The sequence below is a fragment of the Pantanalinema rosaneae CENA516 genome (assembly GCF_050753385.1).
In the GTDB taxonomy this organism is placed as follows: Bacteria; Cyanobacteriota; Cyanobacteriia; order Leptolyngbyales; family Leptolyngbyaceae; genus Pantanalinema; species Pantanalinema rosaneae.
The window spans coordinates 25069-50419 of sequence record NZ_JBLZFZ010000007.1 but is presented as its reverse complement, the minus strand read 5'-3'; the positions used below and the strand labels follow the sequence as shown (position 1 = coordinate 50419).

Annotated in this window: 21 protein-coding genes; 12 read left to right on the top strand and 9 right to left on the bottom strand. The window is 47.9% G+C overall.

Translation table 11 applies throughout. The annotated features are described in order from the left end of the window. Window positions 1-30: 30 nt before the first annotated feature. From ACN4EK_RS05535 to ACN4EK_RS05515, 5 genes are all read left to right on the top strand, one after another. Window positions 31-378 carry a hypothetical protein gene (locus ACN4EK_RS05535; protein ID WP_431656500.1) on the top strand — a complete coding sequence of 116 codons (348 nt, stop codon included), beginning with the start codon at window positions 31-33 and terminating at the stop codon, window positions 376-378. Between the two features lie 10 nt (window positions 379-388). Further along, window positions 389-688 carry a hypothetical protein gene (locus tag ACN4EK_RS05530; RefSeq protein WP_431656499.1) on the top strand — a complete coding sequence of 100 codons (300 nt, stop codon included), beginning with the start codon at window positions 389-391 and terminating at the stop codon, window positions 686-688. Between the two features lie 278 nt (window positions 689-966). Next, a complete protein-coding gene (locus tag ACN4EK_RS05525; protein WP_431656498.1) occupies window positions 967-1182 on the top strand; it encodes a hypothetical protein in 216 nt (71 codons plus the stop codon). Between the two features lie 192 nt (window positions 1183-1374). After that, entirely contained in the window at window positions 1375-2265 is an 891-nt protein-coding gene (locus tag ACN4EK_RS05520; RefSeq protein WP_431656497.1) for a hypothetical protein, read from the top strand. Between the two features lie 55 nt (window positions 2266-2320). Further along, on the top strand, window positions 2321-2683 hold the full coding sequence (locus ACN4EK_RS05515) for a hypothetical protein (protein WP_431656496.1): 363 nt from the start codon (window positions 2321-2323) through the stop codon (window positions 2681-2683). Between the two features lie 522 nt (window positions 2684-3205). Here the strand turns inward: ACN4EK_RS05515 and ACN4EK_RS05510 are convergent. Beyond that, window positions 3206-3520: a hypothetical protein gene (locus ACN4EK_RS05510; RefSeq protein WP_431656495.1), complete on the bottom strand. Its 315-nt coding sequence runs from the start codon at window positions 3518-3520 to the stop codon at window positions 3206-3208. 679 nt (window positions 3521-4199) lie between these two features. Here ACN4EK_RS05510 and ACN4EK_RS05505 point away from each other — a divergent pair. Next, a complete protein-coding gene (locus ACN4EK_RS05505) occupies window positions 4200-4802 on the top strand; it encodes an IS630 family transposase (protein ID WP_431656617.1) in 603 nt (200 codons plus the stop codon). A gap of 16 nt (window positions 4803-4818) precedes the next feature. On the opposite strand, the gene ACN4EK_RS05500 is transcribed toward ACN4EK_RS05505, so the two are convergent. From ACN4EK_RS05500 to ACN4EK_RS05470, 7 genes are all read right to left on the bottom strand, one after another. Continuing rightward, window positions 4819-5166, bottom strand: coding sequence for a transposase (locus ACN4EK_RS05500; RefSeq protein ID WP_431656494.1), 348 nt, complete (start codon window positions 5164-5166; stop codon window positions 4819-4821). Window positions 5167-5579: 413 nt separating this feature from the next. Next, window positions 5580-6344: an IS21-like element helper ATPase IstB gene (gene istB / locus ACN4EK_RS05495; RefSeq protein ID WP_431656493.1), complete on the bottom strand. Its 765-nt coding sequence runs from the start codon at window positions 6342-6344 to the stop codon at window positions 5580-5582. A gap of 24 nt (window positions 6345-6368) precedes the next feature. After that, window positions 6369-7916 carry an IS21 family transposase gene (gene istA, locus ACN4EK_RS05490; protein WP_431656492.1) on the bottom strand — a complete coding sequence of 516 codons (1548 nt, stop codon included), beginning with the start codon at window positions 7914-7916 and terminating at the stop codon, window positions 6369-6371. Window positions 7917-8050: 134 nt separating this feature from the next. Beyond that, window positions 8051-9328: a DUF4158 domain-containing protein gene (locus ACN4EK_RS05485; protein WP_431656491.1), complete on the bottom strand. Its 1278-nt coding sequence runs from the start codon at window positions 9326-9328 to the stop codon at window positions 8051-8053. A 353-nt stretch (window positions 9329-9681) separates the two neighbouring features. Further along, a complete protein-coding gene (locus tag ACN4EK_RS05480; RefSeq protein WP_431656490.1) occupies window positions 9682-10224 on the bottom strand; it encodes a TniQ family protein in 543 nt (180 codons plus the stop codon). After that, window positions 10214-11350 carry an AAA family ATPase gene (locus ACN4EK_RS05475; RefSeq protein ID WP_431656489.1) on the bottom strand — a complete coding sequence of 379 codons (1137 nt, stop codon included), beginning with the start codon at window positions 11348-11350 and terminating at the stop codon, window positions 10214-10216. The genes ACN4EK_RS05480 and ACN4EK_RS05475 overlap by 11 nt, the downstream gene beginning before the upstream one ends. Beyond that, entirely contained in the window at window positions 11344-14058 is a 2715-nt protein-coding gene (locus tag ACN4EK_RS05470) for a TnsA endonuclease N-terminal domain-containing protein (RefSeq protein ID WP_431656488.1), read from the bottom strand. Before ACN4EK_RS05470 ends, ACN4EK_RS05475 begins: the two co-directional genes overlap by 7 nt. A 315-nt stretch (window positions 14059-14373) precedes the next feature. Here ACN4EK_RS05470 and ACN4EK_RS05465 point away from each other — a divergent pair, with 315 nt between their 5' ends. Together ACN4EK_RS05465 and ACN4EK_RS05460 are read left to right on the top strand one after the other, a co-directional pair. Continuing rightward, window positions 14374-14904, top strand: coding sequence for a hypothetical protein (locus ACN4EK_RS05465; protein WP_431656487.1), 531 nt, complete (start codon window positions 14374-14376; stop codon window positions 14902-14904). A gap of 9 nt (window positions 14905-14913) precedes the next feature. After that, the gene (locus ACN4EK_RS05460) at window positions 14914-15612 is read left to right on the top strand and encodes a hypothetical protein (protein WP_431656486.1); all 699 of its coding nucleotides are present in this window, start codon (window positions 14914-14916) and stop codon (window positions 15610-15612) included. Window positions 15613-15621: 9 nt separating this feature from the next. On the opposite strand, the gene ACN4EK_RS05455 is transcribed toward ACN4EK_RS05460, so the two are convergent. Continuing rightward, window positions 15622-16845, bottom strand: a complete 1224-nt coding sequence (locus ACN4EK_RS05455) for an ISAzo13 family transposase (protein WP_431656485.1) — start codon at window positions 16843-16845, stop codon at window positions 15622-15624. A gap of 458 nt (window positions 16846-17303) precedes the next feature. Here ACN4EK_RS05455 and ACN4EK_RS05450 point away from each other — a divergent pair, with 458 nt between their 5' ends. The 4 genes from ACN4EK_RS05450 (at window position 17304) to ACN4EK_RS05435 (ending at window position 25281) form a co-directional block, all read left to right on the top strand. Continuing rightward, window positions 17304-17666 (top strand): TnsD family Tn7-like transposition protein, encoded by a 363-nt coding sequence (locus ACN4EK_RS05450; protein ID WP_431656484.1) that lies wholly within the window; start codon window positions 17304-17306, stop codon window positions 17664-17666. Between the two features lie 507 nt (window positions 17667-18173). Then, window positions 18174-19211, top strand: a complete 1038-nt coding sequence (locus tag ACN4EK_RS05445) for a CHAT domain-containing protein (RefSeq protein WP_431656482.1) — start codon at window positions 18174-18176, stop codon at window positions 19209-19211. A gap of 10 nt (window positions 19212-19221) precedes the next feature. Continuing rightward, window positions 19222-22953, top strand: a complete 3732-nt coding sequence (locus tag ACN4EK_RS05440; protein WP_431656481.1) for a WD40 repeat domain-containing protein — start codon at window positions 19222-19224, stop codon at window positions 22951-22953. Window positions 22954-23001: 48 nt separating this feature from the next. After that, a complete protein-coding gene (locus ACN4EK_RS05435; RefSeq protein WP_431656480.1) occupies window positions 23002-25281 on the top strand; it encodes a tetratricopeptide repeat protein in 2280 nt (759 codons plus the stop codon). Window positions 25282-25351: the final 70 nt, after the last annotated feature.

Genomic DNA, 25351 nt, shown 5'->3' with positions numbered 1-25351 from the left:
TAATAGCAAACAGTTTTGTTGCGACTATTTATGAGCCAGAACCACTTCAATCAAACCGTTCCTACCTCCCGATCGACTCACTCAGATTCACGATTAATTCTCACCCCCATCCAGCTAGCTGTGTCTCTACCCAAACCGGTTGCTATTCCTAAATTCCAGATTGGGCAAACAGTCGTGTGGACACAAGTTCCCAGTCATGGCTATGGCACGATCGTTGGGCTCAGCTATGCCCACAGTGTCAGCGTAGTTGCTCATGGTTACCACTATTTAATTGCCCTGGATGACAATAGCCCCTCTCGGTTAGACTGTGCAGCAGACTGGGCCTTTGAGGAGGATTTGGAACTGCTTGCGACCCATACCCATTTACTGCAAGGGTAGAGGAGAAGGCATGATGTATCCCGACGATCGCCAGTGGCAGCTATTCGAGCGGTATAAAGATTGCCCACCATCTATGACTCCATCCACATTCCTTCAAAGGTGGGATCTTGATTACCCGGCTATTGCTCGGCTTACAGGTGTGAGTCGAGATACCGTAGCTCATTGGTTCAGTCGTGGGGCAGGTAGCCGTCCTGCTCCTGAGCCGTATCAGCGACGATTAGCAACGATCGACTTCTTTTGGCGTAACAGCGATCGCATTCCACGGGAGTTGTTAGATGAGTGGTGCGGACTTCAGGAGAATTCGGAATAGATGGTGAATGATCTGCAGTATCTGGCTCACAAAGACCTGATCAGTAAACACGCATGTCGTGCCGACAGAGATTAATTGCAAAAAATGGCAGATTGCTCCAATGTTAACAACAGTCATCTTTCTGGATTAAGAATGAAACGATGAGGTCATTAGCATTCCCTTGTAAGCGGTATAAGTGGGTAGTCCGATTGCTTGCACAAGGATTAGGCATCAATAAATGGATCCTATTGCACCAATGGATATCATTGAATCGAGCCGTCAAGGTACAGAGTTGTTTGATGAATTGGATTACCGCAGAGCAGAAACGACTCTGTGAAGCGCATATGCAAGTCCTGACTAAATGCTTGGAAATCGGTGAATTAGACTCAACTCCGGAGAATTTAGAGTACTTTCAGGATTTGCAAGCCCTTCAGGATGAAGGCCGGTACGAAACTGTACTGATTCAGATTTATCAACTTGACAAGAAAACAAACAGCTCCTTTGAAGACAATTAAGACCTAATCACTTATGGAGTGAGATTAGCAGCAAGGCTCAATGAGAAGGCGTTGTGCGAAATGAATGGACTATAAAGTTGGTTTTTCAAACACCAACTTTACAAAAAGATGTCGCTGCGACAGGGATGGCTTGATCAGACCGTAAAAGTCCCTTTGAATATTTGTGGCATCTCGATGAACGACTAATTCTGCATGCTTCCTTTCCAAAAGATCTCCCTCACCGAGTTACAGCTCAACGGCATTACAAGTTTTGATGTACCGCTTGGCAGTTGCTCTGCTCAGGAAATCATTGCGACATTAATGCTGCATCACTCAGCACCACTGATCATACAGCGAGTATTGAACGACCTTACTACCCATTTGAACTGCTGGAACAGTTTTCTGCTGGGCCCTGGATTGCCATCAACAAATCAGGGGGCTGATCTTGGCACCTTAGTTTGCTTACGGGACTTATGGACAGGCTGGAACGCAAATACTCTGTATATTTTAGTGCCCAATGCCCCTGCCGCGAGATCGCTTGTGAAAGCGCGGCAGGGGTGGGGCTGTTCAGATGTTGTTTACTATCCAATTCATTTCAGAAATCATTCCAGTCAAATAAAAGGGCAGTATTTGGTCATGGCCCGCTGGCAACAAACTGTTTTCCTGACCGAAGAAATGAACTTCGCAACGACCTATAACCTTAGTTCTCCGCAATTCGACCCCTTGCTGCCACTGGGAGAATGCTCACCTCAAGCCTTGGTAGCCGGATTGTTTCTCCAACATGGCTCCCAGCGACTTCACGCTCCAACCATTCTGGACGACCTGCAGGCTAATTCTGAGTTATGGTACAGCTTTGTTGCTGGTCCTCGCCTGCCAAGCACAAATATGGAGATAGAAGACTGCTTGAGCAGTTTGTGTGGTTTACCGGACTACTTCTGGATCGACAGTCTATACGTCTGGTCCCGCAGCCGTGCTGCTGCTGAAGAACTTCAGATTCTCAGTCACCAGTGGAAGTGTAGATCAGCAACAATCCTTGATAGCCCGGAGACTGCTCGTTTATTGGCGATTCCAAAGGGGCCACCGATTATTGTCATTTCATGGTGACTGCTTTGAACATGCAAAACGACAACACTCAAGCCTGCGGGAGAAGTAGGTAGCCATGCCACTTTTTGCAATTCTTCACGCTGATTCCGAAGGGATCCATGCTTATAGCTGTACCATTGTTGCTGCAAGTTCGGAAGTTGCGATCGCTCAACATATTCTGGAAAATCCTGATCGCTGGCAGTCCTTACTGCAATACGCTCACTTAGATGATGGAGACTCACGTAGTATTTGGTACCGGATTCAGGCAGATGTCGTCACTCCCCAAGATCTTCTTACGTTGATCAACAAGACGACACTCGATGTTGATTTTGGGGAGATGCTGCGAATTCAGCCGATTGAAATTCAGTGTCTTGATAACCTTGTTGTAAGTACCCGATGGAGTGTTCAGAAGTTCGGTACTGATGTTGTTGGCGAATAGATTTGAGGAGGCTGAAAACCTATTCGCCAACAACATCAGTTGCTAAAACTAAGCCAAATAGAAAAGTTCTATTCTTTACAAAAAAACTGGGGATTTTTCATTCAAAAGTTGGAGCAGCCATCTAGAGATCGTCATGCAAAATGCGGCAAACTTAGGTCAGATTACGTAGGTAGGATAGTTGTTTTGCGTAGTTCAAAAATAATCAGATTCTTTGTATCCGCCCAAATGCTTATTTAGATTCAAACAAATTACTTAATTAAACCTATATAGATAGCTACTTTTATTAAATTTATATTCTTATTTTAGGTTAAGGCTAGTTTATAGATTCTGTAAAACCAGGTTCTACACAGCTATCTTATTGGATGAAAGCATGGATGATATAAGTACCTTTTAGCAGAGCTTTCACGTAGAATCTGCCAGTTATGAACATTAAGAAAGTCGCTACCATTACAAGTAGTATTGCCACGGGACTAATCCTTTCTGGAATGCCCGCTGATGCCTTTTCCTTTTCTACTAATTTTTCTAGTTCTGACGGAGTTTGTGTCCAGTCCCACTAGCGTTTAGAGACGAGGCAATGAGGAAATTGCGAAGCCAGTTATCGTGATAACGAAACCCATTGAGGTCTTCAAAGGGGGACATCGAATGAGGCTCCATTGCCTGAACTTTTCGTGTGTAGGGATGAAAGTTCCACAGCAGTGCCATCGCTCGTAATCCCTGTTTGGCAGATTCTAGGGTGCCGTGGAAGTACTGCATGGCATAAAGGATACGGTCTTGATAGTTCATCAAACGGTCTACCTGATTGCTGGTACGATACGCCTGGAGTTGGTCGAACGTCACGTTGAACTGAGAGACTTTGGTGGGTAGAGCCAGCAGTTTTTGTCGGGCTTTGTCCGGCAGGTTGTTGTCTGCCCGTTGGGTCCACTCCAGCAGTCGGCGTAATCTCTGAGCAAACTGCCGTCGATTGATACAGCAATTTCCGGTCTGGTGAGGCGTATTTGATATACTAATTCAATATGTTTACTTCATTCTCAATCAGGTGCAACCATACTCACTCGATCTTAGACAAAAAATTGTTGATGCTTATGTTGAAGGTCATACGTCACAACGTCAAATCGCTCAGCAATTTTGAGTTGCTTATAGTTTCGTACGAAAGTTGGTCAAACAATATCGGGAAACCGGTCAGATTGCCCCTAAACAGCGAACTGAGCAAACACCGACCAAATTAAGTGTTGAGCAACTCGAGATCCTAGAAACGATTGTTGAATCGAATAATGACGCGACGTTGGCCGAGTTATGTGACTTGTTAGACCAGCGGGTCGGTGTCCGAATTGGTGTCTCGACGATGTTTCGCATGTTAGAGAAACTGAACTTAACGCTTAAAAAAAACTAGGACGGCAAAGGTAACTGGAGAGGATAGCAAAAGCCAGTAAACTCGTTGGCTATTTTCTCTTCCGCCTACGAAATTGCGCCCTTTGAAGGCATAGTCCAGTCAGCTTTGCCGTTCTAGAAAAAAACGCTGCACCCCGAGGAAAAAGAAACTGAGCGAGTCCAAACCGAACGCGTCAAATTTTGGCAACTGGTTCGAGGATTTCTGGCTCAAGACTTGATCTTTATTGACGAATCAGGCGTGGACTTAGCGTTGACCCGACTCCGCGCCCGGTCACCGAAAGGCAGACGAGCACACGGCAGGCGTCCCAACAAACGCGGGAAACGAGTCTCAATTCTAAGTGTGATTAGTCTTGGAGAGGTTATGACTTACGCCAATCTTATCGGTTCAATCGATGGTCTCACCTTTGAAGCTTTCATTTCCCAGAAACTCGTTCCGAAGTTGTGGAAGGGGACCTGTGTCATCCTGGATAACTGCTCAATTCATCTCGGTGAAGAAGTCAGAAAGTTGATTGAAGAGGCAGGAGCCAAGCTGATTTTCCTACCACCTTACTCGCCAGACTTTTCGCCTATCGAGAATTGCTTTTCAAAGCTTAAGAGCATTCTACGTTCGATTGGCGCACGCAGTTATCCAGAACTTGCCAAAGCCATTGATGAAGCGTTCTCTCAAGTGTCACTAAGCGATCTAAGGAATTGGTTCGCTCATTGCTGTTACTGTGCCTCACCAGAATGAAAAACGCTGTACCAAATCAAAAAATGCCTGCGACAGATAGCGCATCTACAATAAAGCTAAAGCTAGTCAGAGAAGCAACAGATTCGGTTGTTAAATCGGCAATTAAATTGTCCACTTTTGTTTGTAGTTGAGTCAGGTTCTTGAACAGCGCCCAGCGTAAATCCTTCTTCAAGTGCTGCCACAATCGCTCAATTGGATTCAACTCAGGGCAATAAGGCGGTTGAAACAGCAGAACAATGTTGTCTGGAATCACCCAGTCTTTCGCTTTGTGAAAGGCTCCGTTATTGAGTTGGAGGATGTTGAGGCTATCTGGATAAGCTTGAGAAAACTGGTCGAGAAAGAACTTATTAAATGTCAAGCTCATAGCGGTGTCGCGACAATCAAGTTGGCAGGCTAGCAAATTAAGCCAGTAGCGCTATCAGCGTTGAGATCGCCCCTGACAGAAGCTCAACTGGCTCAGGTTAAGTGATTCGATAACTGAGCAGAGCAAGCTGAAACCATGCTGTAAGGGGAGAGCCAGCACGACAGTCAGGATAAAAATGTCAGGTTGACAACGAAATGACAATCAGGATCGAAATGTCAACCTCAGCACGAAATGACAACTAGTGCATATTCTCATCACTTCGGCAGGGTCAACTCAGTGACTTCGGCACTGGATTCTCACCCAACTTCGGCAGGGTTAATTTCGTCTGCTTCGGCCGGTCAATTTGTTGTAGATCAGATCGCATGTGAGATCACCTTTGCTCCAAACGATAACATGATCCCTCTCTGGCTGAATTAGGCGATGGCATATTCAGCCGTATCGGGTTGAACCGAACTGGTTAACTTTCGCATCGACTCTCCTTTGAGAGACAGTCTCAGCGCATCGTGAACAATGCGGTCGAGCATAGCATCAGCCAGGGTGGGGTCTTGGATTTGTTGATGCCACTGAGAAACGGGGAGTTGGGTCGCAAACAAACAAGCCGCTTTGCGATAGCGTTCGTCCAACAGATCGAGTAGATCGCGTGCCTGTTCCTGGGAGAGAGGATCGCGCAACCAGTCATCGAGGATGAGCAGGTTGAAGGTGGCTAATTGTCGTTTCCACTTAGGCAATGATCCATCTGCTTTGGCAAGTTTTAATTCCAACAAGAGGTCTGCGGTTCTGAAGTAGCGCACACTGTGTCCCTGCTGACAGAAGGCGTCTGCCAACACCGAAGCCAGGAAGGTTTTGCCCACACCTGTGGGTCCGACAAGGATCAATTGAAGGTGTTGGTGTAACCATTGTCCCTGTGCCAACTCCAGAAACTTCACCTTGCTCAAGCCACGAGCGACGTTAAAGTCAATGTCATTCAAACTGGCAGTGGTCGTCAGTTGAGCTTGCTTGATGCGGCGTTGCAACCGTTGCTGGGCACGTCGCCAGTGCTCACGTTCCACCAACAGTGCTAGTCGTTCATCGAAACTGAGATCGTGATAAGTGCTGCTGGTCTGTTGCTCACTCCAGGCTTCGAGCATCCCGACCAGGCGCAAGGCTTTGAGTTGTTCAATCGTAGACGGATTCATCATGAGAATTGATCCAATGAGAAATAGTTAGGAATAGTACTGAGCACCCCGGACGTTTGCATGTTCAACAACCGGAACGACTGGATTGTCATCCGCCAAGGGTTCTTTGTCCAACTGGGTTTGCAGCATGGAGCGGATGCGACGCAAACTGACAATGCCAAACACATTCGCCCGATGACAAGCCGCTTCCAGCCGCGCCGTGCCATACTGCGTTGCTAGAGACTGCAAACCTCGCACGGTACGAAACGCCTGCTCTTCATGGTCTTTGCGTTCAAACATTGCCTCCACCTGGCTTGTCGTGTGGCGTCCGACCTGTTGCGCCCAGGCTAAAAAGCGTTCTTTCGACTGGCGTTTGTAGGCCCAATGTTCAGGCGGCATATGGTCGGGTAGCGTCGTGTGGCGATGGGGCAGGCGGCAGCGTTCGTGGGCAGCAATCCGCTTGCCATCGTGAAAGATTTCGACCATTTGCTCAGACACCTTGACTCGCACTTCGTGCTGCACAAACCAATAGGGGACGGAGTAATAGTGCTTTTCGACCTCAATGTGATAGTCCAGGTTGACCTTCGCTGTCTTCCAGTGGGCAAACGTGAAGGGTTGAACCGGTAAAGGAGAGAGGGCAGGTTGGTCTACTTGCTCAAACAATACCCGTCGCGACACCCCATAACCGGGCATCGTCCGCTCATTTAACGCCTTCAGCCTCTGGGCAATAGCAGCATTAAGGTCGCTCAGTGTGCTGAATTGCTCGTGCCGCAACGGTGCCAGCACTTGTCGTTCTACCTCCTGCACTGCCTTTTCGACCTTGGCTTTGTCACGCGGTTTGTACGGTCGAGCCGGAATAATGGCGACCCCATAGTGCTCGGCGAACTCCTGGTAACTCGGATTAATGCCCGGTTCATACCGACAAGGGTCGGTGACCCCGGACTTGAGGTTATCCGGCACAATGCACTGCGGCACACCACCGAAAAACGCTAGTGCCCGCTGGTGCGACCCAATCCAGTGCGGTAATTCCTGCGTAGGTGTAGCTTCGGCGTAGGTGTAGTTGCTCGCTCCCAAACAGGCGACAAAGATTTGGGCTGCCATCACTTGTCCGGTTTCCTTGTCCTGCATGGGCACCGTCAGCCCGCAGTAGTCCACAAATAGCTTGTCACCTCCCTTGTACACCTGCCGCATCGACAACTGGTGCCGCACCCGCCACTGGTTGTACCAGCGGCAAAAAGTGGCGTAGCTACAGTTCCATTGTCCTTTGTCCAGTCCCTCCTGCCACAGCAGAGCTAGCGTCACGCCTTTATGCTGTAATTGGGCATCTACCGCACTAAAGTCAATCGGTTCCGCCCGCTGTTCGGGGTTCTGTCTTCCTTTGCCCAGCGCCGCTTGCGCCTCACTGTCACTCAACTGGGTCAACTCGGTATAACTCAGGTTCTTGGCAGTGGCGCGACGAATGTAATCTTGCACGGTTGAGCGTGCCACCGCACAGCTTTGGGCGATCTGGCACTGGCTATAGCCCAGATCGTGAAGTCGCAAGATCTCTCGAAATTTTGCCACAGGCAGTAATCCTCCTTGTTGCTTCCGTTTCATATCCCCGCTACCTCCGCTTGTCGTTGACAGCGAGTGTAAAGGGGGTGCCGAAGTTTGTGAGAATTACCTGCCGAAGTTCGTTGGGAATGGGGTGCCGAGGTTTGTGAGAATCACCCGCCGAAGTTCAGTGAGAATCACCTGCCGAACTTTGTGCGATTTTGCAGCTGGGACTGGATAAAGGCAACGGCTTCTACCAACCTGGAATCTTGTGTACTGGAACGCAGCGGCAAGATCTCCAGCAACCGAAACAGCGTGGCTCGATGGCTCTTGTAGAATTTTTGGAATAAGGGTAGGTGGTTATTCCCTTCATACGTTAAATGAGCTTCACATTGTTCCAACAGGGTTTGGCTCTGGTCTCCAACGACGGTGGTAATCGCGGCGAAGCGCTGCGCAATATCGCCTTCACTGTGATAAGCCAGCACCAGATCGCGCAAGGTGGCAATCAGTTCATCGGTGTTTGATTGCTGTTCAACTCGATATTGAGCTAGGGCGGCTTTACTGCGATGGTGCAGTTGTTGCATCTGCTTGATAAACATCTCCGTCAAATCGTCCAGTACTCGGGCATACTGTTGGTTGAGCAGGGCGATCGCGAGGGTGTAGCGTTTAGCCACTGGCAATTCTTTCATCCCGCTGGCATCTAAGGTTTGGGCTTCCGCCGCAAAATGTCGCCGTTTACTATCGGGGATATTCTGGAGCACGGTTGTTCCTAGGCGCAAGGAAGATAACCACTTGAGGCGATCAATCAACACCTGTAAATGCGTCAGGGTGGGTCTACCGGAATCTTGTTTGAGCTGCTGCCAGGGCGTTGTATGCGTGGTGGCTTCCGCTTCCAATAACTGATGAATTTGGCGGCTTTCCTCTTGGGTGAGGTGGCTTACCACTTGCTGGTATAGTGCCTGAGTCACCTCATGGCGAGCTTGGCGAGCGGCTTTCAGCAGAGTACTGAAGGCGGGTAACTCAAATCGTTGACGAACTAATTCTTCGATTGCCACATTGATTAAGTCCACCAAATCGTGTTTAGTCCGTGCGGCATCCGCCATGACTTCGTTCATTTGTTGTCGGGCCGCCTGACCAAAAACTTGCAGGTTCAAATATTGGCGAATAATGGTCAGATGCCGCTTGCGGCTAGTCGAAGCATCATAGGCAGATAAAGCGTCGGGACGGAGTTTTAGCTCGGCAACGGTGGCAATATGGCGGGTAATATTGAGCGGTACATCCGCCACAGAAACGGCATATCCCAAGCGCTGAAAGGTTTTTAGCAGTATCAGAAACCCTAACTGCGATTGCTGGTTTTTCGTGACTCGACTCGACAGCAACAACTCCTCTGATCTGGGTGTGTAGATAGACGTCAACTCTTTGGCACTCAAGCTACTTTTTAAGCGTGGGTAGGCCGTATCTTGGGGACTGGGCATGCATACTCCTCACAACCTGGCAAACGAAACGAAGCAAGTTGGAAGGTAGCAGACAACTATTGATAAGTTCTACTAAAGCTGGAAAAACCATACTACAGATGAGTTGGACTATTTCTGGACTTTTTTATCTCCAGAACCTAATACTACAAGCGTAATCTTGCAGGATTTAAGGACTCCAAAGTCCGATCTCATCGTTGACTAATTGCCGCACCAGCAATGAGTGATGACCAAAAACAAGATGAGCAGAAATTATCAATCAAGCACCGCCACGATTCCCTCGCAGTGGCTTCTGTTCATCAATGGTGTCTAAAATAGGCAAGATCACAGTCTGAAACTTCCACTGAGAAAAGGTTTCAGCCGATGTGGTACTTAATTGCCAGGAACGGTGTCATACCCCTAGAAAGCAGCAACCAGAGCAGTGGGGCATAGATGACTCGGTTATCGTTACGCCATTCCTGGTAACAGACAGGACACCACGCTTGATAAGGATGTGACAGGCTAAAGGCAAAAATTTCGCTAGCCCATTGCAGCACACTCAACTGCAATAAGTCCTGCCGCCCCGTCAGTTCCTCAAGGGCTTGTAACAGAGCCTTAAGCAGATCGCCTCTGGTCTCGTCCTCTTGGGGCAACGACCTACAACTGCCAAATAATCGATAGATCGTCCGACTATCAACCTGAAACCCTCTGTCATTCATGAGAGGCATTATTTCGTACGACAGCAACTCCTCGGTTGTTAAGCAATGGGCCTGCGCCAAACGAGCAATATACCCGGTCAAACTCTCTACGTGTAGAGTCCCAATGCCAATTGGCTTGAGGGGAAGGAGACGACTTCGACCAGGTAAAAAAGGCTTATCCAAGTTCCAAAATGTGTCGGCAGAGTAGCTTTTAACTGGCATGAGGGGTTGCTCCTACCGGATCTCGCTTGGCTTGTCGCTGTCCTGGACGAAGCGAAGCAGGAGGGTGTGCAAGATTTGCACTATCAGCCAATTCAGGCTTGGTAACTCTCCCTTGAGTCATTTGTTTCTGCCAGCGCTTTTCGCCTGATTCTGCTTCCTGCCGAATTTGTTTTCGCCTTGCAGAAGAGTATTCATTCTGTTGCAAATGCTGAAGATGCAATGTTTTGGCATCCTCTGCTAATGCCATTCGCAACGCTTTCGTTAACCAAGTGTTCAAAATGCCAACACAGCCGATGGAATATTCCAACAAATAGTCCTGGTACTGCATCAAGTTCGGTTCTTCTAACAGTGGTAAATGCTCTTGAAATGTCTGAATTACTCGCCTAAACTCTTCTAAATCCTCAGATTGCTCAGGCAGGTAACGTGCCAGATGAATGTCATCGCTGCGCCGACTCACCTGCCCACTTAGAGTGCAGCAATTGAGCAAATCGTAAGTGCCAAACAACACGTGAATGGTTTCACTCAGGTTGGCAATGGATTTGAGCCAGTCCATTTGGTGTAGCATCTGTTTACCCCCTGCCACCAGTACCAGATGCTGAGCCTCATCTATCATGAAGGCTTTGAGCTGATAGCGCTTCATGGCTTGTTCCAAAATGCGTCGGAGAGTCTCCGGCTGCTTTCCCTGAAACCCTGGATAATAGTAGGGTGCTTTATTGACTTGAGATTCCATGTCATCGCCCACCATCTTGGCTTGAGACTGGAGTGGATTCAATGCTTCTAAAACCCTCAGGTAGTAATCTTTGTAGCTGAATGTCCCTTTCTCCGCTGGAACTGCCTCAATGCCAGCAACAGGAAGCTGACTAGGAGAGTGAAGCATTGTCGGTAGAACACTTTCCAGAAGCAGTCTTTCAGCCCGTCGTCGTAACGTTGTTTTTCCGACTCCTGCCGGACCGACCACAAAGAAAACGGATAAATCAATCGGTGACTCAATATTCATCAGCAGGGTTGCTAGAGCCACCCGCAGCTTTTGATGGGGAACAGTAATGCGTTGGAAGTACGACAATCGCTCGACAGGTGTCTGTTCCAGCAGTGTTGTAGGAAAGGGGCGTGAATCAGCACTTACCATAGCTCCTCCTGGTGGTATGCCTGAATTCGTTGGGAATTTTGGGGTTCTATCGGGTGCTTTGATGGAAGTGTGATGCCTACTGGAGCAGTGGGGTGAGGGGTTGGTACAACCAGATGATTGGCGGGAGTTTCTGGATGCAAAGCTTTATGAATATCTGAGACAGCCAGGTCATGTAAGCGTTGCAGTTGCAATGTCTCCTGAGCCTCTGCCGATTCTAAATACACTGCAATTTCTTTTGCCCGCACAGTAGCATGGTTAGCATACTGTTGCTTCTGTCGACGAAGTTCCAGACTGGCATAGCGTACTTCCTGCTCGGAACGTCCCTGCAACAAAGCATAGTGCTCAGAAATACACCGGACCCATTGCCCATCCACATAAGCATAGGCAGTGCCCATATCAAACGGGTCATACCGCACAGGCACTCGCGTACCCTCTACACTGGGTTGAAGAAACGAGTCATCGATTGACCAGTAGTTCAGGTAGTTAATTTTAACCCCGCTACCGGCTTGTACTTTGGCAGTTCCCTTAGGGGTTGAGGGCAACGTGAAAATTCGAAAATTCTCATCGTAGACAATCTGCCGCTGGCTTCGGCTACCGCTTTGAGCGATTCCACCTAAAAATGCTTCGCGAGGACTCTGCCCCAACGCTGGATGTTCCTTTTGGTCATAAACTTCATAGGCATACCCGCAGAACTGCTCGTATAGCTCTGCTAATGTCCAGACAGCCAGTCGTTTTGGATCATTCGATTTTGTGACCTGTCGGATACACTTGGTCATTTGTGTATTCCCTCTCAGGTTGTAGAAAAACTCAGTGTGGGTTGTCCCAAACAAGCGTTCAATCAATGAACCAAATCGTGGGCTGGCAGCTGGTCGTTGCTTCTTGATGCATTCAAAAGCAGCCAGGAGAGTTTCAAAGTAAATACTGCCAAACTCAGCACCATTATCTACGACAAGGGTTTCGGGAAATTGACCGAATCGTTGAACGCACAGGCGTAACACCATCATGCAAGAACGATAGGACGGAGAATCGAAACTCAAGTAAATTGCCAAAATCCTTCGGGAAAATGCGTCTAACAGTACGGTCGCCCAGGGTCTACCCAGGGAACGTCCAGTTCGAATGCAGACCAACTCAATGTCCAACTCGGTATGGTCAACATGGCAAATTTCAAAGGGACGCCCCCCGTGACAAGGCGTTGTCAACGCTAGCTCATGGTAAACCGCAGCGTGTGGATAAGCGGCTCGTTTGCCCTGCCGCTGTCGTGTTTGCTGGTAGCCTGCTCGTTGTTGAATTCGATGACAGAAGGTTGTGCGGCTGGGGCAAGGACTCTCAAATCCTGCCTTTTCCCACTCTCGTAGAAGAATGCCATAGACGGCGAGTTTGCCCTGCTGCTTGAGTGTTTCATAGTGCTGTTCAATAATATGGTCGATGAATTCCCAACTCTCAGGCAGCAATCGAGACTGGCGATTGCCTTTAGCAGATTGGTGGGGGAGCAACCCGATATACCCCCAGCCATAAGTTTCTTGAGCGCTACGAAACTTTGCCTTCCAATGGCGAATGGTACGTTCAGAAACGATACTGCCACCGGGAGATTGTCCCTGTAAGTAAGGCTCTATCGTTCTGTATCGCTGGTTGGCAGTCTCCAAATCTGTAGGGCTGGCTCGACTAATCTGTTCCCAAATAGCGGCTTTTCTCAACGAGGGTTCGGGTAATGTTAGACCTGTGATACTCCCCTGTTGCACTAGACGGTTGAATTCGGCGTAGCTCAATTGAATTAAATCACTTTCACCTCGCAGCACGATTTGAGTTGCACCCCTTTGCAGGATCATCAAACTCTTGCCGTCCCAACTTAACTCCATACCAACTGTGATATCTAAGATCTGAAGATTGCGGGTTGAGGTAGTGCTAAAGCATGGCACGACAACCGCGTACGCCTCTGCAATGCGAGAGTCTTGAAATAAATGCACACGTTCTGGTTCGGCTAAAGGCTCTTGCTTGAGCTTGGCATACAGTTGATGAGTTGCAATCAACGCATGGATATCATCCACACTGCTGTTGCTAACCGTTTGAATCAATTCGGTGAGGGTGATTCCTGGATGGGTAACGACGGTTGCCTGAAGTGCCTTGCTGACTTCTTCATCCACACTGTAACCCTGCTTCAGATAGCTCCTCAAAAATTGACGATTCCGGTAGAGCGTCCAGTTGATCTCACGGTCAGTTCGAAGCCGATAGTAAACGCCGAATGCCTCAACACACTGTTCCCCAGGTGGACTGTACCAATCTCCATCTGAATTCTGGCAGTAGCGATTAGGCTGGCTTTGGGTCAATATCTTGAGCCGTGCTTCCGGTTTCCACTCTTCAAACCCAACAGATGATTGTCGAATAACAAAGAAATCAGGGACATGCGAGCAAACAACCCGCCGACCATTCTTTGACGCATACGACAAAGTCAGTTTCAGCGGTTGGTCATAATATTCCAGCACATCGTCATCTGCCTCATAGTCCTCAATTGCTGGCAATTCAACTTTGTGAGATTCAAATTGAATGGTTCTACCCATTTTCTGGCTAGGGTAACGACCACTCACGTTGTTTGCTCCCCCACCCACCCGGCGGATTGGCTCGGAGGAACGAATCTGCCCAACAAGCTCACAACTGCGGCTTGAGAGACCCAAGCGATGACACCATTCCTGGAATTGCTCGTTCCTTAACATGGGAACACCTGCCAGTGAATGCAAGAACTAGCGGTTTTGCTCAAGGCAATCAGGCTTAGGAATTTCAACGAAAAGGGCTATGTCTGACTGTGCTATGCCTAAAGTAAAGATGCAGCGACTTTCGGCAAGCTTATGCTTGAGAAAACAACTTTCGGCAAGTTTATCATGTCAATAACGGAACCCACTCCGATGCCTACCAAACGTAATAATCAGGCTTTCAGCTATCATTCTGGCAAGCTTATGCTTGCACTGGCGGTAAGCTTATGATTTCAGTCACATGGATCTCCACTGTTAAAGGATTTGGTGAGTTACCCGATGCCCAGACCTGTCCACCCTGATCCCAGTCGCACCCCCAAGCGGCGATCGCTACCTGAGAAGTGTCGTAAGTGTGCCATGCTGTCGGCAGAGCAAGCGCAAGCCTTACATGGAGCCGAAGGGGATGGTTGCTGGATTCCAGCGGTCTGCTACAGTCGCCGCTCTTATGCCAGAAACCGCGATCGCATTAATCAAACACGGAGTCGCAGACGGAAAGAGGGCGAACTGGAGCAAATTCCAGTTGAGTTTGAACCACTCAGTCAAACCGTGTTTGGGGTGCTGGTGGTGTATCGCAAGGCAGGAGCAGATACACCCGTCCATGCGATCGCCGCTGAGATCTGGCAGGGCCAAGAGAAGATTGCGATCGTGCCCCCTGTGCATTGCCTGGGAATGGTACCCAGCCAGGTGCATCAGTACGTGGGGAAGTTGCTGAATGTTTTGGAAGACCGCTATGGGATGAAAAAGTTTGCTAGCCAAACTCGACTCGATCCAGAGCTATGTGGTTTGCGACCCTGTCCACTGCATCATTGAGGCGAGGGCATGAGGCAAGTAGAGCAATTAGAGCTACCACTATGGGAGGTATTGCAGGAAGCGACGATCGCTCCAGATGATGCCGATGTCAGACAGCTCCTGGATGTGTTGGAGGATTCATTAACTGACCTCGATACCGTAGGACAACTGCAAGTCGCGGCTGAGGCGATCGCCCAAATTGTTCAGGTGTTTCAGGCGCGATCAGTACTAGCATTTGAGGAACTGGAAGCAACCACCAGTTCTGAAGGCCCAGTCATGCCCAGCGATGCCTTCGATCGGTATGTGCGGCAGACGATGGAGGTAGATTTAGATCAGTTTATTGAGCCCCTAGAGAGCTTGCCCAGAAAGTCACCGGAGCGTTCCATGTCACCAAGTTCAGTCGTGGGGGAACTTGACCAGTCGGCTTTACTGCAAGCATTAGACGAGCAGATGAGTCAGCATCCAGGCTTGACGGAGGCGGAAGCGTTTAATGCCGCCCTCAGTTTGGCCCATGATGAAGATGTGTCAGCGTGGGGGCAGACAATTGCCCGCTGGATGACAGAGCAACGCATTTCAACGATACCGTTAATGCAGTTGCAGCGGTCTGTAGAAATGCCCTTGGTGCAATTATGGCTAGCTCTACTGCTGGGTAAGTATGCGATCGAGCAGCGGGGTGAGTTCTATGACGCTCAGCAGATTTGGGTCTCCGTAGGATGCTTACAAAAATAAGTTGCTTAACTAAGCAGTCTTTCGCGGCACAATCCGGTAGTTCCATTCTCCATGAAATCGACACCGCTCTATGGCAATCGCATTGAACTGTTCATCCGTCACTTGAATTCCTGTGGGATAGAGATTGTTATCCAGTTGAGCGTGAACTTCTAAACCAGTTTTAGTCGTAGTGTTGCTAATCAAGTTAATCACGGTTTCCAAACTGGTTAATGGCTGTCCTCGCCAATTTGTCGTGATGTGACAAAACAAGCGATGTTCAATCTTGTTCCACTTGCTGGTACCCGGTGGAAAATGGCAAACATGCAATGTCAAGCCCGTTTCATCTGCAAACTCCTGCAGTTTGAGCTTCCACAACCGATTGCGATAACCATTACTTCCCCCACAGTCTGCCGTAATTAACAGATGCTTGCTGCGGCGATATTGGGCTTGTCCGAGGTGCTGCCACCAGCAGCGAATCGATTCAACCGCAAACTCTGCAGTGTCATGGTCAATGCCAACATTCACCCACCCTTGGTTATGAGTCAGGTCATAAATGCCATAGGGAATGGCTTTACCCTGGGCTTTGTCAGGAAAATCATGGGTCTTGACAGCAGTTGGTTCACCTTTCGGTTGCCATTCCTGTCCCCCATTTTTGAATTGACCCAGGTTCTCCTTCTTCTTGGTATTAATCGAGATCACCGGACGGTGCTGCCGTTGAAACACTTCCACCTGCCGAGCAATGTGGTTAAACTGGCTATCTCGGTCCGGATGTTGCTTGCCTTCCTGGGTCTTGCGGTTGCTCTGCAACGAGTAGCCCATTTCTACCAACAGCGTGTACACCGTCATGGCACAAATGGTATACCCTTGCTCCTGCAAAGCATCTGCCAATTGATTGACACTCTTGCACGTCCAGCGCAAAGGACATTCGGGTTCTCCTCGAGTGGTGGGTTCGACTAAACGGTCCAACGCTTCTAAAATCAGAGGGTCTCGCGCTTCGACTCGTTTGCGTCCACCTCCCGCTTGGCGAATGTGTTCAGACGTAAGCAACTCTGTTGATTCACCACCCAATTCTTTGAGTCCTGCACGAATCGTATTTTGGCTCAGTCCAGTGGCACGATGGAGGGCAACGATGCCACCGTACCCCAACGCTTCTGCTTCCGTTGCAGCCCATAACCGACGGCTACGCTCATTCAAGAAGGGGCTAAGGTGTTGATATTTATGTTCAATTTGCTTGACTACTGAATCAGGAACCATGGTGCAACTAGAACGCCACTCTATCTAGCCTAACGATTTCACCCAGGGGAAAAGGGGAAAGTTACGCAACTTATTTTTATAAGAGTCCGTAGGAGGGTTCAAACTGGCGAAGCTGTCATTTGCCGCCACCCAAGCGCCATAATCGTTGTTCCTAAAGGCTTTCAGAAACAAAAACGCGAATTTTGTCTGAAAACTCCATATCTAGTGCTCACCTACTGTACCAAATAACCTCTAGATTATTTGGTACAGCTTTGGACAACGTTATCATGCGGGTTTCAAGGCACCAATTATCGAAGGGTTTAATTGGTACACATCAAAATGGTTTCATTACCCTTTCCGGCGTAAGAACTGACATGCAAATCAGAAAATTCTTCTGAACCCTTTACCCAGTCTGAATTTTCAGGATTGTATGGCGGCATCTGATACCTTCGCCAGTTTGAACCTATGAACACAATCGTGTGGACTGGCAGACGCGAGATGAGCAAATTCTGGCTCAGGTGCGAGCAATTGTACAGGAATTACTGGCTACCGAGAAACCAATCCGAATTACGGTGAGCCGAGTGGCAAAAGAGATCGGTCAATTGGCGCTGATCGAACAACACCTTAATCAGATGCTACTTACGAAGGCTTATCTGGATTCAGTGGTAGAAAGCGTTGAGGATTACCAGATTCGACGAGTGCGGTGGGCAGCGGAAATCCTCGATCGACGGGGAGAGAGGGTCGAGTCTTGGAAAGTGGTTAGGTTGGCAGGGTTGAGACCAGATTATTCAGAGAAGGTGGAGCAGGCGATCGATCAAGCAGTTTATGCCAGTCCTTTGTAGGCTCTCAGTTAGTTAGCGAGTGTCCTAGCTCATCAACCTGCTATTTCACATCAACTCGCTTTCACTAAACCTTATCTAATAACTCGGCTTGCCTGTTGCTCAAGTCGAATCAGGATATTTTCACGACAGGCAAACCAGACTTGGCGAGTCATCTACTCTGAAGATGTGATGCTTTGGTATCTACGCCGTGGAAAAAGAGCAAAGAATTGGTGATCAGTCATTGTCCCATCCTTGCAGCAATTCTCATTTTGCGAAAAGCTGTTCAAGTCCTAGAAATACCAGTATTGTAAGGATATCTGAGAGAGCCAAGACGCTCAAGACGGGATGACGGACGACCAAGACCCGTGCTGAACTTTGCCCAGATTCCCAATCATAAAGAAGCATTTCAATAAGGCGAATAATGGTATCTTTTTTTGACTGCCAGAGCAAATTTGGTTGGTAGTTAAGTATAGTTATGTAAGAACTACTTGCTTCACGCGATCGCCCTTAACTAAGGGAGGGGTTGTCATGCATAAAATCCTGGTTCTAGCCGCAAATCCTACGGATATGAATCGGCTACGATTGGATGAAGAAGTTCGAGAAATTCAGCTTTCACTAGAACAGTCGAGGAATCGTGACTGGTTTGAAGTTATCACTCGTTGGGCAGTCCGCGTTGATGACTTACAAAAAGTACTGCTCGATTACACTCCTCAAATTATTCACTTCTCGGGGCATGGAACTGGCAGTCAGGGGCTAGTATTGGAGAATGATGTAGGTCAATCTGAGTTAATTAGTACTACGGCCTTATCTGGTTTGTTTCGATTAGTTCAAAATGAAGTTGAATGTGTCTTTCTAAATGCTTGTTACTCTGATGTCCAAGCAGAGGCAATTCATCAACATATTGATTGTGTTTTAGGGATGAATTCGGCAGTTGGGGATAAAACTGCTATTCATTTTGCTCGTGGATTTTATCAGGCTATAGGGTCTGGTAAACCTTATGACCAAGCGTTTGAGTGGGGCTGTAATGCGATCGACCTGAAAGGAATTCCTGAATCGTCTATACCTGTTCTGAAATATCGCAAGCGCTCTCAATCGTTTTCCTCTGCTCAATCCACTTCCCTGTCAACCGCAGCAATACAACCAGCGTCCACTCCAATACCTCAGAATCGATCAATTGCGATTGGTGGTAATGTGATGGGAAGTGCCGTAATTGCTGGAGATGCCAACGCAACAACTATCCACTATCAACAGGCAGCTTTGCCTTCACAATCAAGTGTAGATATTCATGCAGAATTCAATGCTTTAAGAGATGTGTTAGCTATGCTGGAAACACCCGATCGCCGCAAAATTGACAATGCGATCGCGGATGCCGAGGAGGAACTGAAAAAGCCACAACCGGATAAAGATGAAGTGGGTCAGGCACTGGGGCGAGCACTGAGTTATGCCCAAAAAGCTCAGGGGTTTGCGGAAAGCATGGATAAACTGCGTCCCCATGTTGAAAAGGCAGCAGGGTGGTTAGGGGAGAATTGGTACAAACTACTTCCCTTGGTTGGATTAGCGATTTGAGGCTCAGGATATGGCAGACACGAGTGTTTCTGCCGGCGATCGCCACATTGCGATTGAGCGGGATGTGATCAGCAGTGCCATTATTTCCGGCAATGGCAACAAGGTCGTGATTTACCAGTATCAGCAGGAGCTACAGGCTCCAGTTGAACTATCGGCAGACGCGATCGCGATTGGTCTTAATCCTTACAAAGGGTTGCTGGCATTTCATGAGGAGGACAGCGATCACTATTTTGGGCGAGAAGTTCAGATCGAACGACTCTGGACACTATTACGGAACTTGTACGAACAGGGAACGTTAGCAACGCCTGCATTAAGGGTTTTGCCTGTTTTAGGACCGTCTGGTTGTGGTAAATCATCGCTGGTGCGGGCGGGGCTAATTCCCGATCTGGCTAGACATCCCTTACCTGGACGTAAGCAGGCGATCGTTGCAGTATTAGTACCTGGATCGCATCCGGTGGAAGCTCTGGCAGGAGTGTTGGCGCGAATCGCTACGCAGGACTCAACCCCCGTTGCCAAAACACGGGAATTTGTAGCAGAACTGAAGCAAGTGACGGAGACCGGACAATACGATGGACTGCGACGAATTGCTGACCTGTTACCAGAGATTGCTGACTCGCCATTGGTCATATTGGTGGATCAGTTTGAAGAAGTCTATTCCCTATGCAGGGAGGCAACAGAGCGCACAACTTTTATTGAAAATTTGCTGGATGCAGCGGCAGATACGTCGAGACGAGTTTCTGTCATCTTGACCTTGCGAAGTGATTTTCTGGGTGAGACCCAACGGCATCCTGTGTTAAATCAGGTGATTGCCAATCAGGGGGTGATCATTCCAGCAATGGATCAGTCAGAATTACGGCGAGCCATTGCCGAACCTGCCCGGTTAGCAGGACACCCTCTAGACGAAGCGACGATCGATTTATTGATTCAGGAGACGGAAGGGAGAGAGGGTGCGTTGCCCTTGCTGGAGTTTACCCTGACCCGGATTTGGGAAGGGTTGGCAGTAGGGAAAGCACCCGCAGAAACGCTGAAAGAAATTGGTGGGGTGGGCGGTGCACTGGCAGGGGAAGCCCAGCGGATTTATGACAGTCTGAACCCGGATGAGCAGGAAATTGCCCGACGAGTGTTTCTGGGATTGGTGCAATTGGGAGAAGGCACCAAAGATACACGGCGACGCACCGAGATTCAGAATTTGACATCTTACCGAGATCAACCGGATCAGGTGAAGCAAGTGATCGCCCGTTTTGCAGATCCAGGGGTACGGTTGATTACGCTGGCATCGGGAGCAAGAGCCGATACGGCAGAAGTGACCCACGAGGCGCTGTTTGAGCATTGGCAGAAGATGAAAGATTGGCTCGATGGTAGTCGTAATGATTTGCGCTTTCAACGACGCTTGGATGAAGCGGCGGTGCATTGGCAGGAGACGGGACGGGCAGAGGGAAGTCTGTGGCGTCCACCGGATTTAGACTTGCTCCGACGATATCATCACCGAACAGGTAATGATATGACTCCATTGCAGGTGGAGTTTTGCAAAGCATCAGAAAAAACTGAGAATAATCGTAAACGCCTACAAAGGCTTGGAATTGGTGGACTTGCAGCAGCATTAATCCTAACAACAAGTTCAACGATTTTTGCTGGATATCAGCTTCAAACAGCAGAGTGGCAACGGATGGAACAACTTGCTGTTACAGCGAAAACTCTACTTCCGAATCGACCAGTTGAAGCGACTATCCATGCTATTGCAGCAGAGGGGTTGAACCGCTCCATCTTAATTCGCCTGTCGCATGATTCAAAGCCTGTCTCGTTATTGAGCAGTTTAATGGATGCAGTACAAGTCGAACAGGAACTCAATCTCATCCCCCTAAAAGTTTACTCTGTAGCGTTCAGCCCTGATGGCACCCGTCTTGTCTCCGGTGGTTTTGACAAAACAGTGCGGCTGTGGGATGTCAAAACTGGCGCTCCTATTGGTAAACCTCTACAAGGACACGAGAAAACAGTTCAATTTGTGGCATTTAGCCCCGATGGTACCCGCATTGTCTCATCTGGCGACAAGACGGTACGGATATGGGATGCCAAAACTGCTACTCCTATTGGTCACCCTCTACAAGGACATAAAAACGTTGTTCGATCTGTAGCGTTCAGCTCAGACAGTACACGCATCGCCTCTGGTAGCTATGACAAGACGGTACGGATATGGGATGCCAAAACTGGTGCATCGATCGGGCAACCGTTGATTGGACATAAGGGCGAAATTTTATCTGTAGCATTTAGTCCTGATGGCACACGCATTGCTTCTGGCAGTGCTGACAAAACAATACGGTTATGGAATGCCAAAACTGGTGCTCCTATCGGGCAACCTCTGTATGGACATAAGCATGTAATTACATCTGTAGCATTTAGTTCTGATGGTAAGCGAATTGCCTCCGGTAGTATTGACAAAACAATACGGGTGTGGGACGCCAAAACTGGTGTTCCTATTGGGCAACCTTTAATTGGGCATGAGAAAGCAGTGTGGTCTATTGCATTCAGTCCCAATAGCACCCAACTTGTTTCTAGTAGTGAAGACAAAACAGTGCGATTATGGGACACCCAAATTGGTCAACCGATTGGACAACCTTTACGAGGACATGAGGATATAGTTATGTCGGTCGCATTTAGTCCTGATGGCACTCATATTGCTTCTGGTTCTCTTGATGCGACAGTACGAATATGGAATGTCAAGGCTCCCTCGCTCATTGACCAATTCTTGCGAGGACATGAGGATACAGTTATGTCTGTCACATTGACTCCTGATGGTGGTCGTATTGCTTCGGGTAGTGCGGACAAAACAGTGCGGATATGGGATACCAAAACTGGTACACCGATCGGGCAACCTTTGATTGGACATAAGAAAACAGTTTGGTCTGTTGCCTTTAGTCCTGATGGTGGTCGTATTGCTTCGGGTAGTGCGGACAAAACAGTGCGGATATGGGATACCAAAACTGGTACACAGATCGAGCAACCTTTGATTGCACATAAAGGTGGAATTACATCCGTAGCTTTTAGTCCTGATGGTACTCGTATTGTTTCTGGCAGTGCGGACAAAACAATACGAATATGGGATGCTAAAACTGGTACACCAATCGGGCAACCTTTGATTGGACACGAGGATATCGTTCGATCCGTAACCTTCAGCCCTGATAGTACTCGTATTGTTTCTGGTAGTGCGGACAAAACAGTACGAATATGGGATGCCAAAACTGGTACACCAATCGGGCAACCTTTGATTGGACATGAGGATATTGTTCGATCTGTAGCCTTCAGCCCTGATGGTAGCCGTATTATTTCTGGTGGTGCTGATACGACGGTGCGTCAGTGGGATGCTAAAACTGGTGTTCCTATTGGACAATCTTTAGTTGGACATGGGGAAGAAGTATGGTCTGTTGCATTCAGCCCAAATGGTTCTCAAATTGCTTTTACTCAAAAAACAGCAATACAGTTGTGGAATACCATAACAAGTGCAGCAGTTAGTCAACTCGTACAAGATTCTGAGGCTGAAATTGTATCCATTGCATTTAGCCCTGATGGTAAGCATATTGTCTCGAGCAGTGGTGCAACAATTCAAATCTGGAATATTGATCCCAGTACGATGCTTCAAATTGCCTGTAATCGCTTGCACGATCACTCCAATTTGATTACTCCAAAAACTGATGTTGCTAAATTAGCAAAACAAACTTGTGAGAAATATGTTTGGTCAAAACACTAGTTAAGGAGGTGACTCAGACTTAGAAAAAGGAATGCTTGAGGAGGTTTTATGGTTGACTCAGAGGTTTCTAGCAAAGATCGCAGCATCGCCGTGGGGCATAATGTGATTGGTAGCGCGATCGTTTCAGGCGATCAAAACCACATCACAGTTACTTACAATGAAATCATTCAAATCTCCACATCCGTTATCCAAAACCGTAAACCGAATTGGTCATCGCCCTACAAAGGACTGAAAGGATTTGGATTGAAAGATAAAGAACTGTTCTTCGGGCGCGATCAACTGATTGCCAGTTTGCTGACAGCAGTCAACAACAGTAACTTTTTGCTGGTCTTAGGTGCTTCGGGGAGTGGTAAATCATCCGTAGTACGCGCCGGATTGATCCCTCAACTTTATGACAAAGGGGGAACTCAATTTCAACATTTCCTCTTCACCCCCGATCGCGATCCCTTTGATTCCCTCTACCGCAGTCTGCGAAACCCAGAGAATGACCACCGCTTGAGTGACGCAGATGCCCAGATTGTCCTGAAAGCCCAGTCCCATAGCTGGGTGCAGGTTGTGCAAACCCTGCAACAGAAACAGTGGCAGTGCTTATTCTTCATTGATCAATTCGAGGAACTGTTTACCCTTTGCCAGGATGTAAACCAGCGCAAAGCATTTATCGATGGTATGGTTCAGGTTGCCAATTCAGGGATTGCATCCGTCAAGTTGGTGCTTGCCATGCGATCGGACTTTCTGGATCAGATTCATCCCTATCCCCAGTTTGCCAAACTCATCCAGCCCAATATCCACTTCATCACCGATATGTACCTTGATGAACTGCGGTTAGCCATTGAACAACCTGCTGCCCATCATGGCGTAATCTTTGAACCAGGATTAGTGGAGGAAATCATCAAAGACGTGCAGGGCGAAGCGGGCTATCTGCCACTCCTGCAATACACCCTAGATTTACTCTGGAATGAAGAACTCAAAGTTGATGGACTGCACGATCGCACTCTCAACATCCAAACCTATCGCAATCTGGGCGGAGTCAGAGGTGCTCTGCAACAGCATGTAGAATCCATTTACAAACACTTCTCCAATTCCGAGAAACCGGCAACAGAACGGATCTTTCTCAAGTTGATAAATATTGGCGGTGATGAAGAATCAGGCACAGAATGGAAACCTGTACGCCGACGAGCGAATCGATCAGAGTTCCAAGATGAATTAGAAAAAACTGTCCTGGCACAATTGATTGATGAAAAGCTGGTAGTCAGCGATGCCCCCAAAGAGACAACGACCGATCGCCCTTCACCTTCCCAGGCATCCACTGTCGAAATCGCCCATGAGGTATTGCTCACGTCCTGGACACTACTGCACACTTGGATTAAAGAAAATCGACAGGCGATCGCCCTGCGAAACCGACTCAATGATGATGTTGCGCTGTGGGAAAGTCGCAAGCGATCGGAGAAAGAACTGTGGGGTGGATCACGCTTGGAAAAAGCTCTGGAGTTACAAAAAGATTCCACCTTTAATCAGGTACTGGGTGGGTTCAGTCCTTCTGCCAACCAGTTTATTGATGCAAGTGAGAGAAAGCGGAATTATCAGCGCTATCGTACAGTTGCTTTATGGACTGGCTTCTCGACTCTCACACTTCTATCTGTAATTTTGTTTATTTCCCTGGCAACTCCTTTTGTGTCCACCGTCTTAAGCTATTTGGGCTATAGGGACTTTAAAGAAAAGCGGTTCTCAAGTGCGATACAAAAGTATGATTTAGCGATTATGCTTCAGACGGATAAAATTAAGGGGGTTATATATTACGATCAAGGTCTTGCCAATGAAGGTTTATCCAATTTCAACAGCGTTACCTCTGACTATCACTTCAACAGCGCTATCTCTGACTATCAAGCTGCCATTTCAGCAATACCAAGCTTTACTCCATCCTATAACAACCTAGCACGTTTATATATCCTTAGGAAAGATTATAAAGTAGCTATTAAGATCCTTAATAAAGGCTTACGGCTACCTGAAGATCAAAAACTAGATCGAGAGGATCTAGATGCATACAAAAATGTGAAGTCTGCTCTGCTCAAAAACTTGGGCTGGGCACAATTTGAACTAAAAGATCCAGCAGCCAAAGTCACTCTCATGCAAGCCATTGATATAGATAAACAAAATGGTTCAGCGCACTGTTTATTGGCACAAGTGCTAGAGGAGAATTCCAAAACTGGTTTGATTGTAAATGTAAGGAAGGAATACAAACAATGTATTGATTTGGGAGATCCTGATCTGCCGGAAGTCAAAAAATGGCAAGAGTTAGCTCATTTAAAGACAGCTCGTTTAAAGTCGTGATTAACTCTCATCTTTCCTTAGTGATGCAGAAAGTTTGAATAAGTCTCATTACAAGAATCTAATTAACTTA

Bases quoted from the DNA above. Each gene is read 5' to 3' on its own strand.
- ACN4EK_RS05470 (WP_431656488.1), bottom strand. From the start codon at position 14,058: ATGTTAAGGAACGAGCAATTCCAGGAATGGTGTCATCGCTTGGGTCTC.
- ACN4EK_RS05455 (WP_431656485.1), bottom strand. From the start codon at position 16,845: ATGGTTCCTGATTCAGTAGTCAAGCAAATTGAACATAAATATCAACAC.
- ACN4EK_RS05440 (WP_431656481.1), top strand. From the start codon at position 19,222: ATGGCAGACACGAGTGTTTCTGCCGGCGATCGCCACATTGCGATTGAG.
- ACN4EK_RS05530 (WP_431656499.1), top strand. From the start codon at position 389: ATGATGTATCCCGACGATCGCCAGTGGCAGCTATTCGAGCGGTATAAA.
- istA (WP_431656492.1), bottom strand. From the start codon at position 7,916: ATGAAACGGAAGCAACAAGGAGGATTACTGCCTGTGGCAAAATTTCGA.
- ACN4EK_RS05465 (WP_431656487.1), top strand. From the start codon at position 14,374: ATGCCCAGACCTGTCCACCCTGATCCCAGTCGCACCCCCAAGCGGCGA.
- ACN4EK_RS05485 (WP_431656491.1), bottom strand. From the start codon at position 9,328: ATGCCCAGTCCCCAAGATACGGCCTACCCACGCTTAAAAAGTAGCTTG.
- ACN4EK_RS05445 (WP_431656482.1), top strand. From the start codon at position 18,174: ATGCATAAAATCCTGGTTCTAGCCGCAAATCCTACGGATATGAATCGG.
- istB (WP_431656493.1), bottom strand. From the start codon at position 6,344: ATGATGAATCCGTCTACGATTGAACAACTCAAAGCCTTGCGCCTGGTC.
- ACN4EK_RS05520 (WP_431656497.1), top strand. From the start codon at position 1,375: ATGCTTCCTTTCCAAAAGATCTCCCTCACCGAGTTACAGCTCAACGGC.
- ACN4EK_RS05500 (WP_431656494.1), bottom strand. From the start codon at position 5,166: ATGAGCTTGACATTTAATAAGTTCTTTCTCGACCAGTTTTCTCAAGCT.
- ACN4EK_RS05515 (WP_431656496.1), top strand. From the start codon at position 2,321: ATGCCACTTTTTGCAATTCTTCACGCTGATTCCGAAGGGATCCATGCT.
- ACN4EK_RS05480 (WP_431656490.1), bottom strand. From the start codon at position 10,224: ATGCCAGTTAAAAGCTACTCTGCCGACACATTTTGGAACTTGGATAAG.
- ACN4EK_RS05525 (WP_431656498.1), top strand. From the start codon at position 967: ATGAATTGGATTACCGCAGAGCAGAAACGACTCTGTGAAGCGCATATG.
- ACN4EK_RS05460 (WP_431656486.1), top strand. From the start codon at position 14,914: ATGAGGCAAGTAGAGCAATTAGAGCTACCACTATGGGAGGTATTGCAG.
- ACN4EK_RS05535 (WP_431656500.1), top strand. From the start codon at position 31: ATGAGCCAGAACCACTTCAATCAAACCGTTCCTACCTCCCGATCGACT.
- ACN4EK_RS05435 (WP_431656480.1), top strand. From the start codon at position 23,002: ATGGTTGACTCAGAGGTTTCTAGCAAAGATCGCAGCATCGCCGTGGGG.
- ACN4EK_RS05475 (WP_431656489.1), bottom strand. From the start codon at position 11,350: ATGGTAAGTGCTGATTCACGCCCCTTTCCTACAACACTGCTGGAACAG.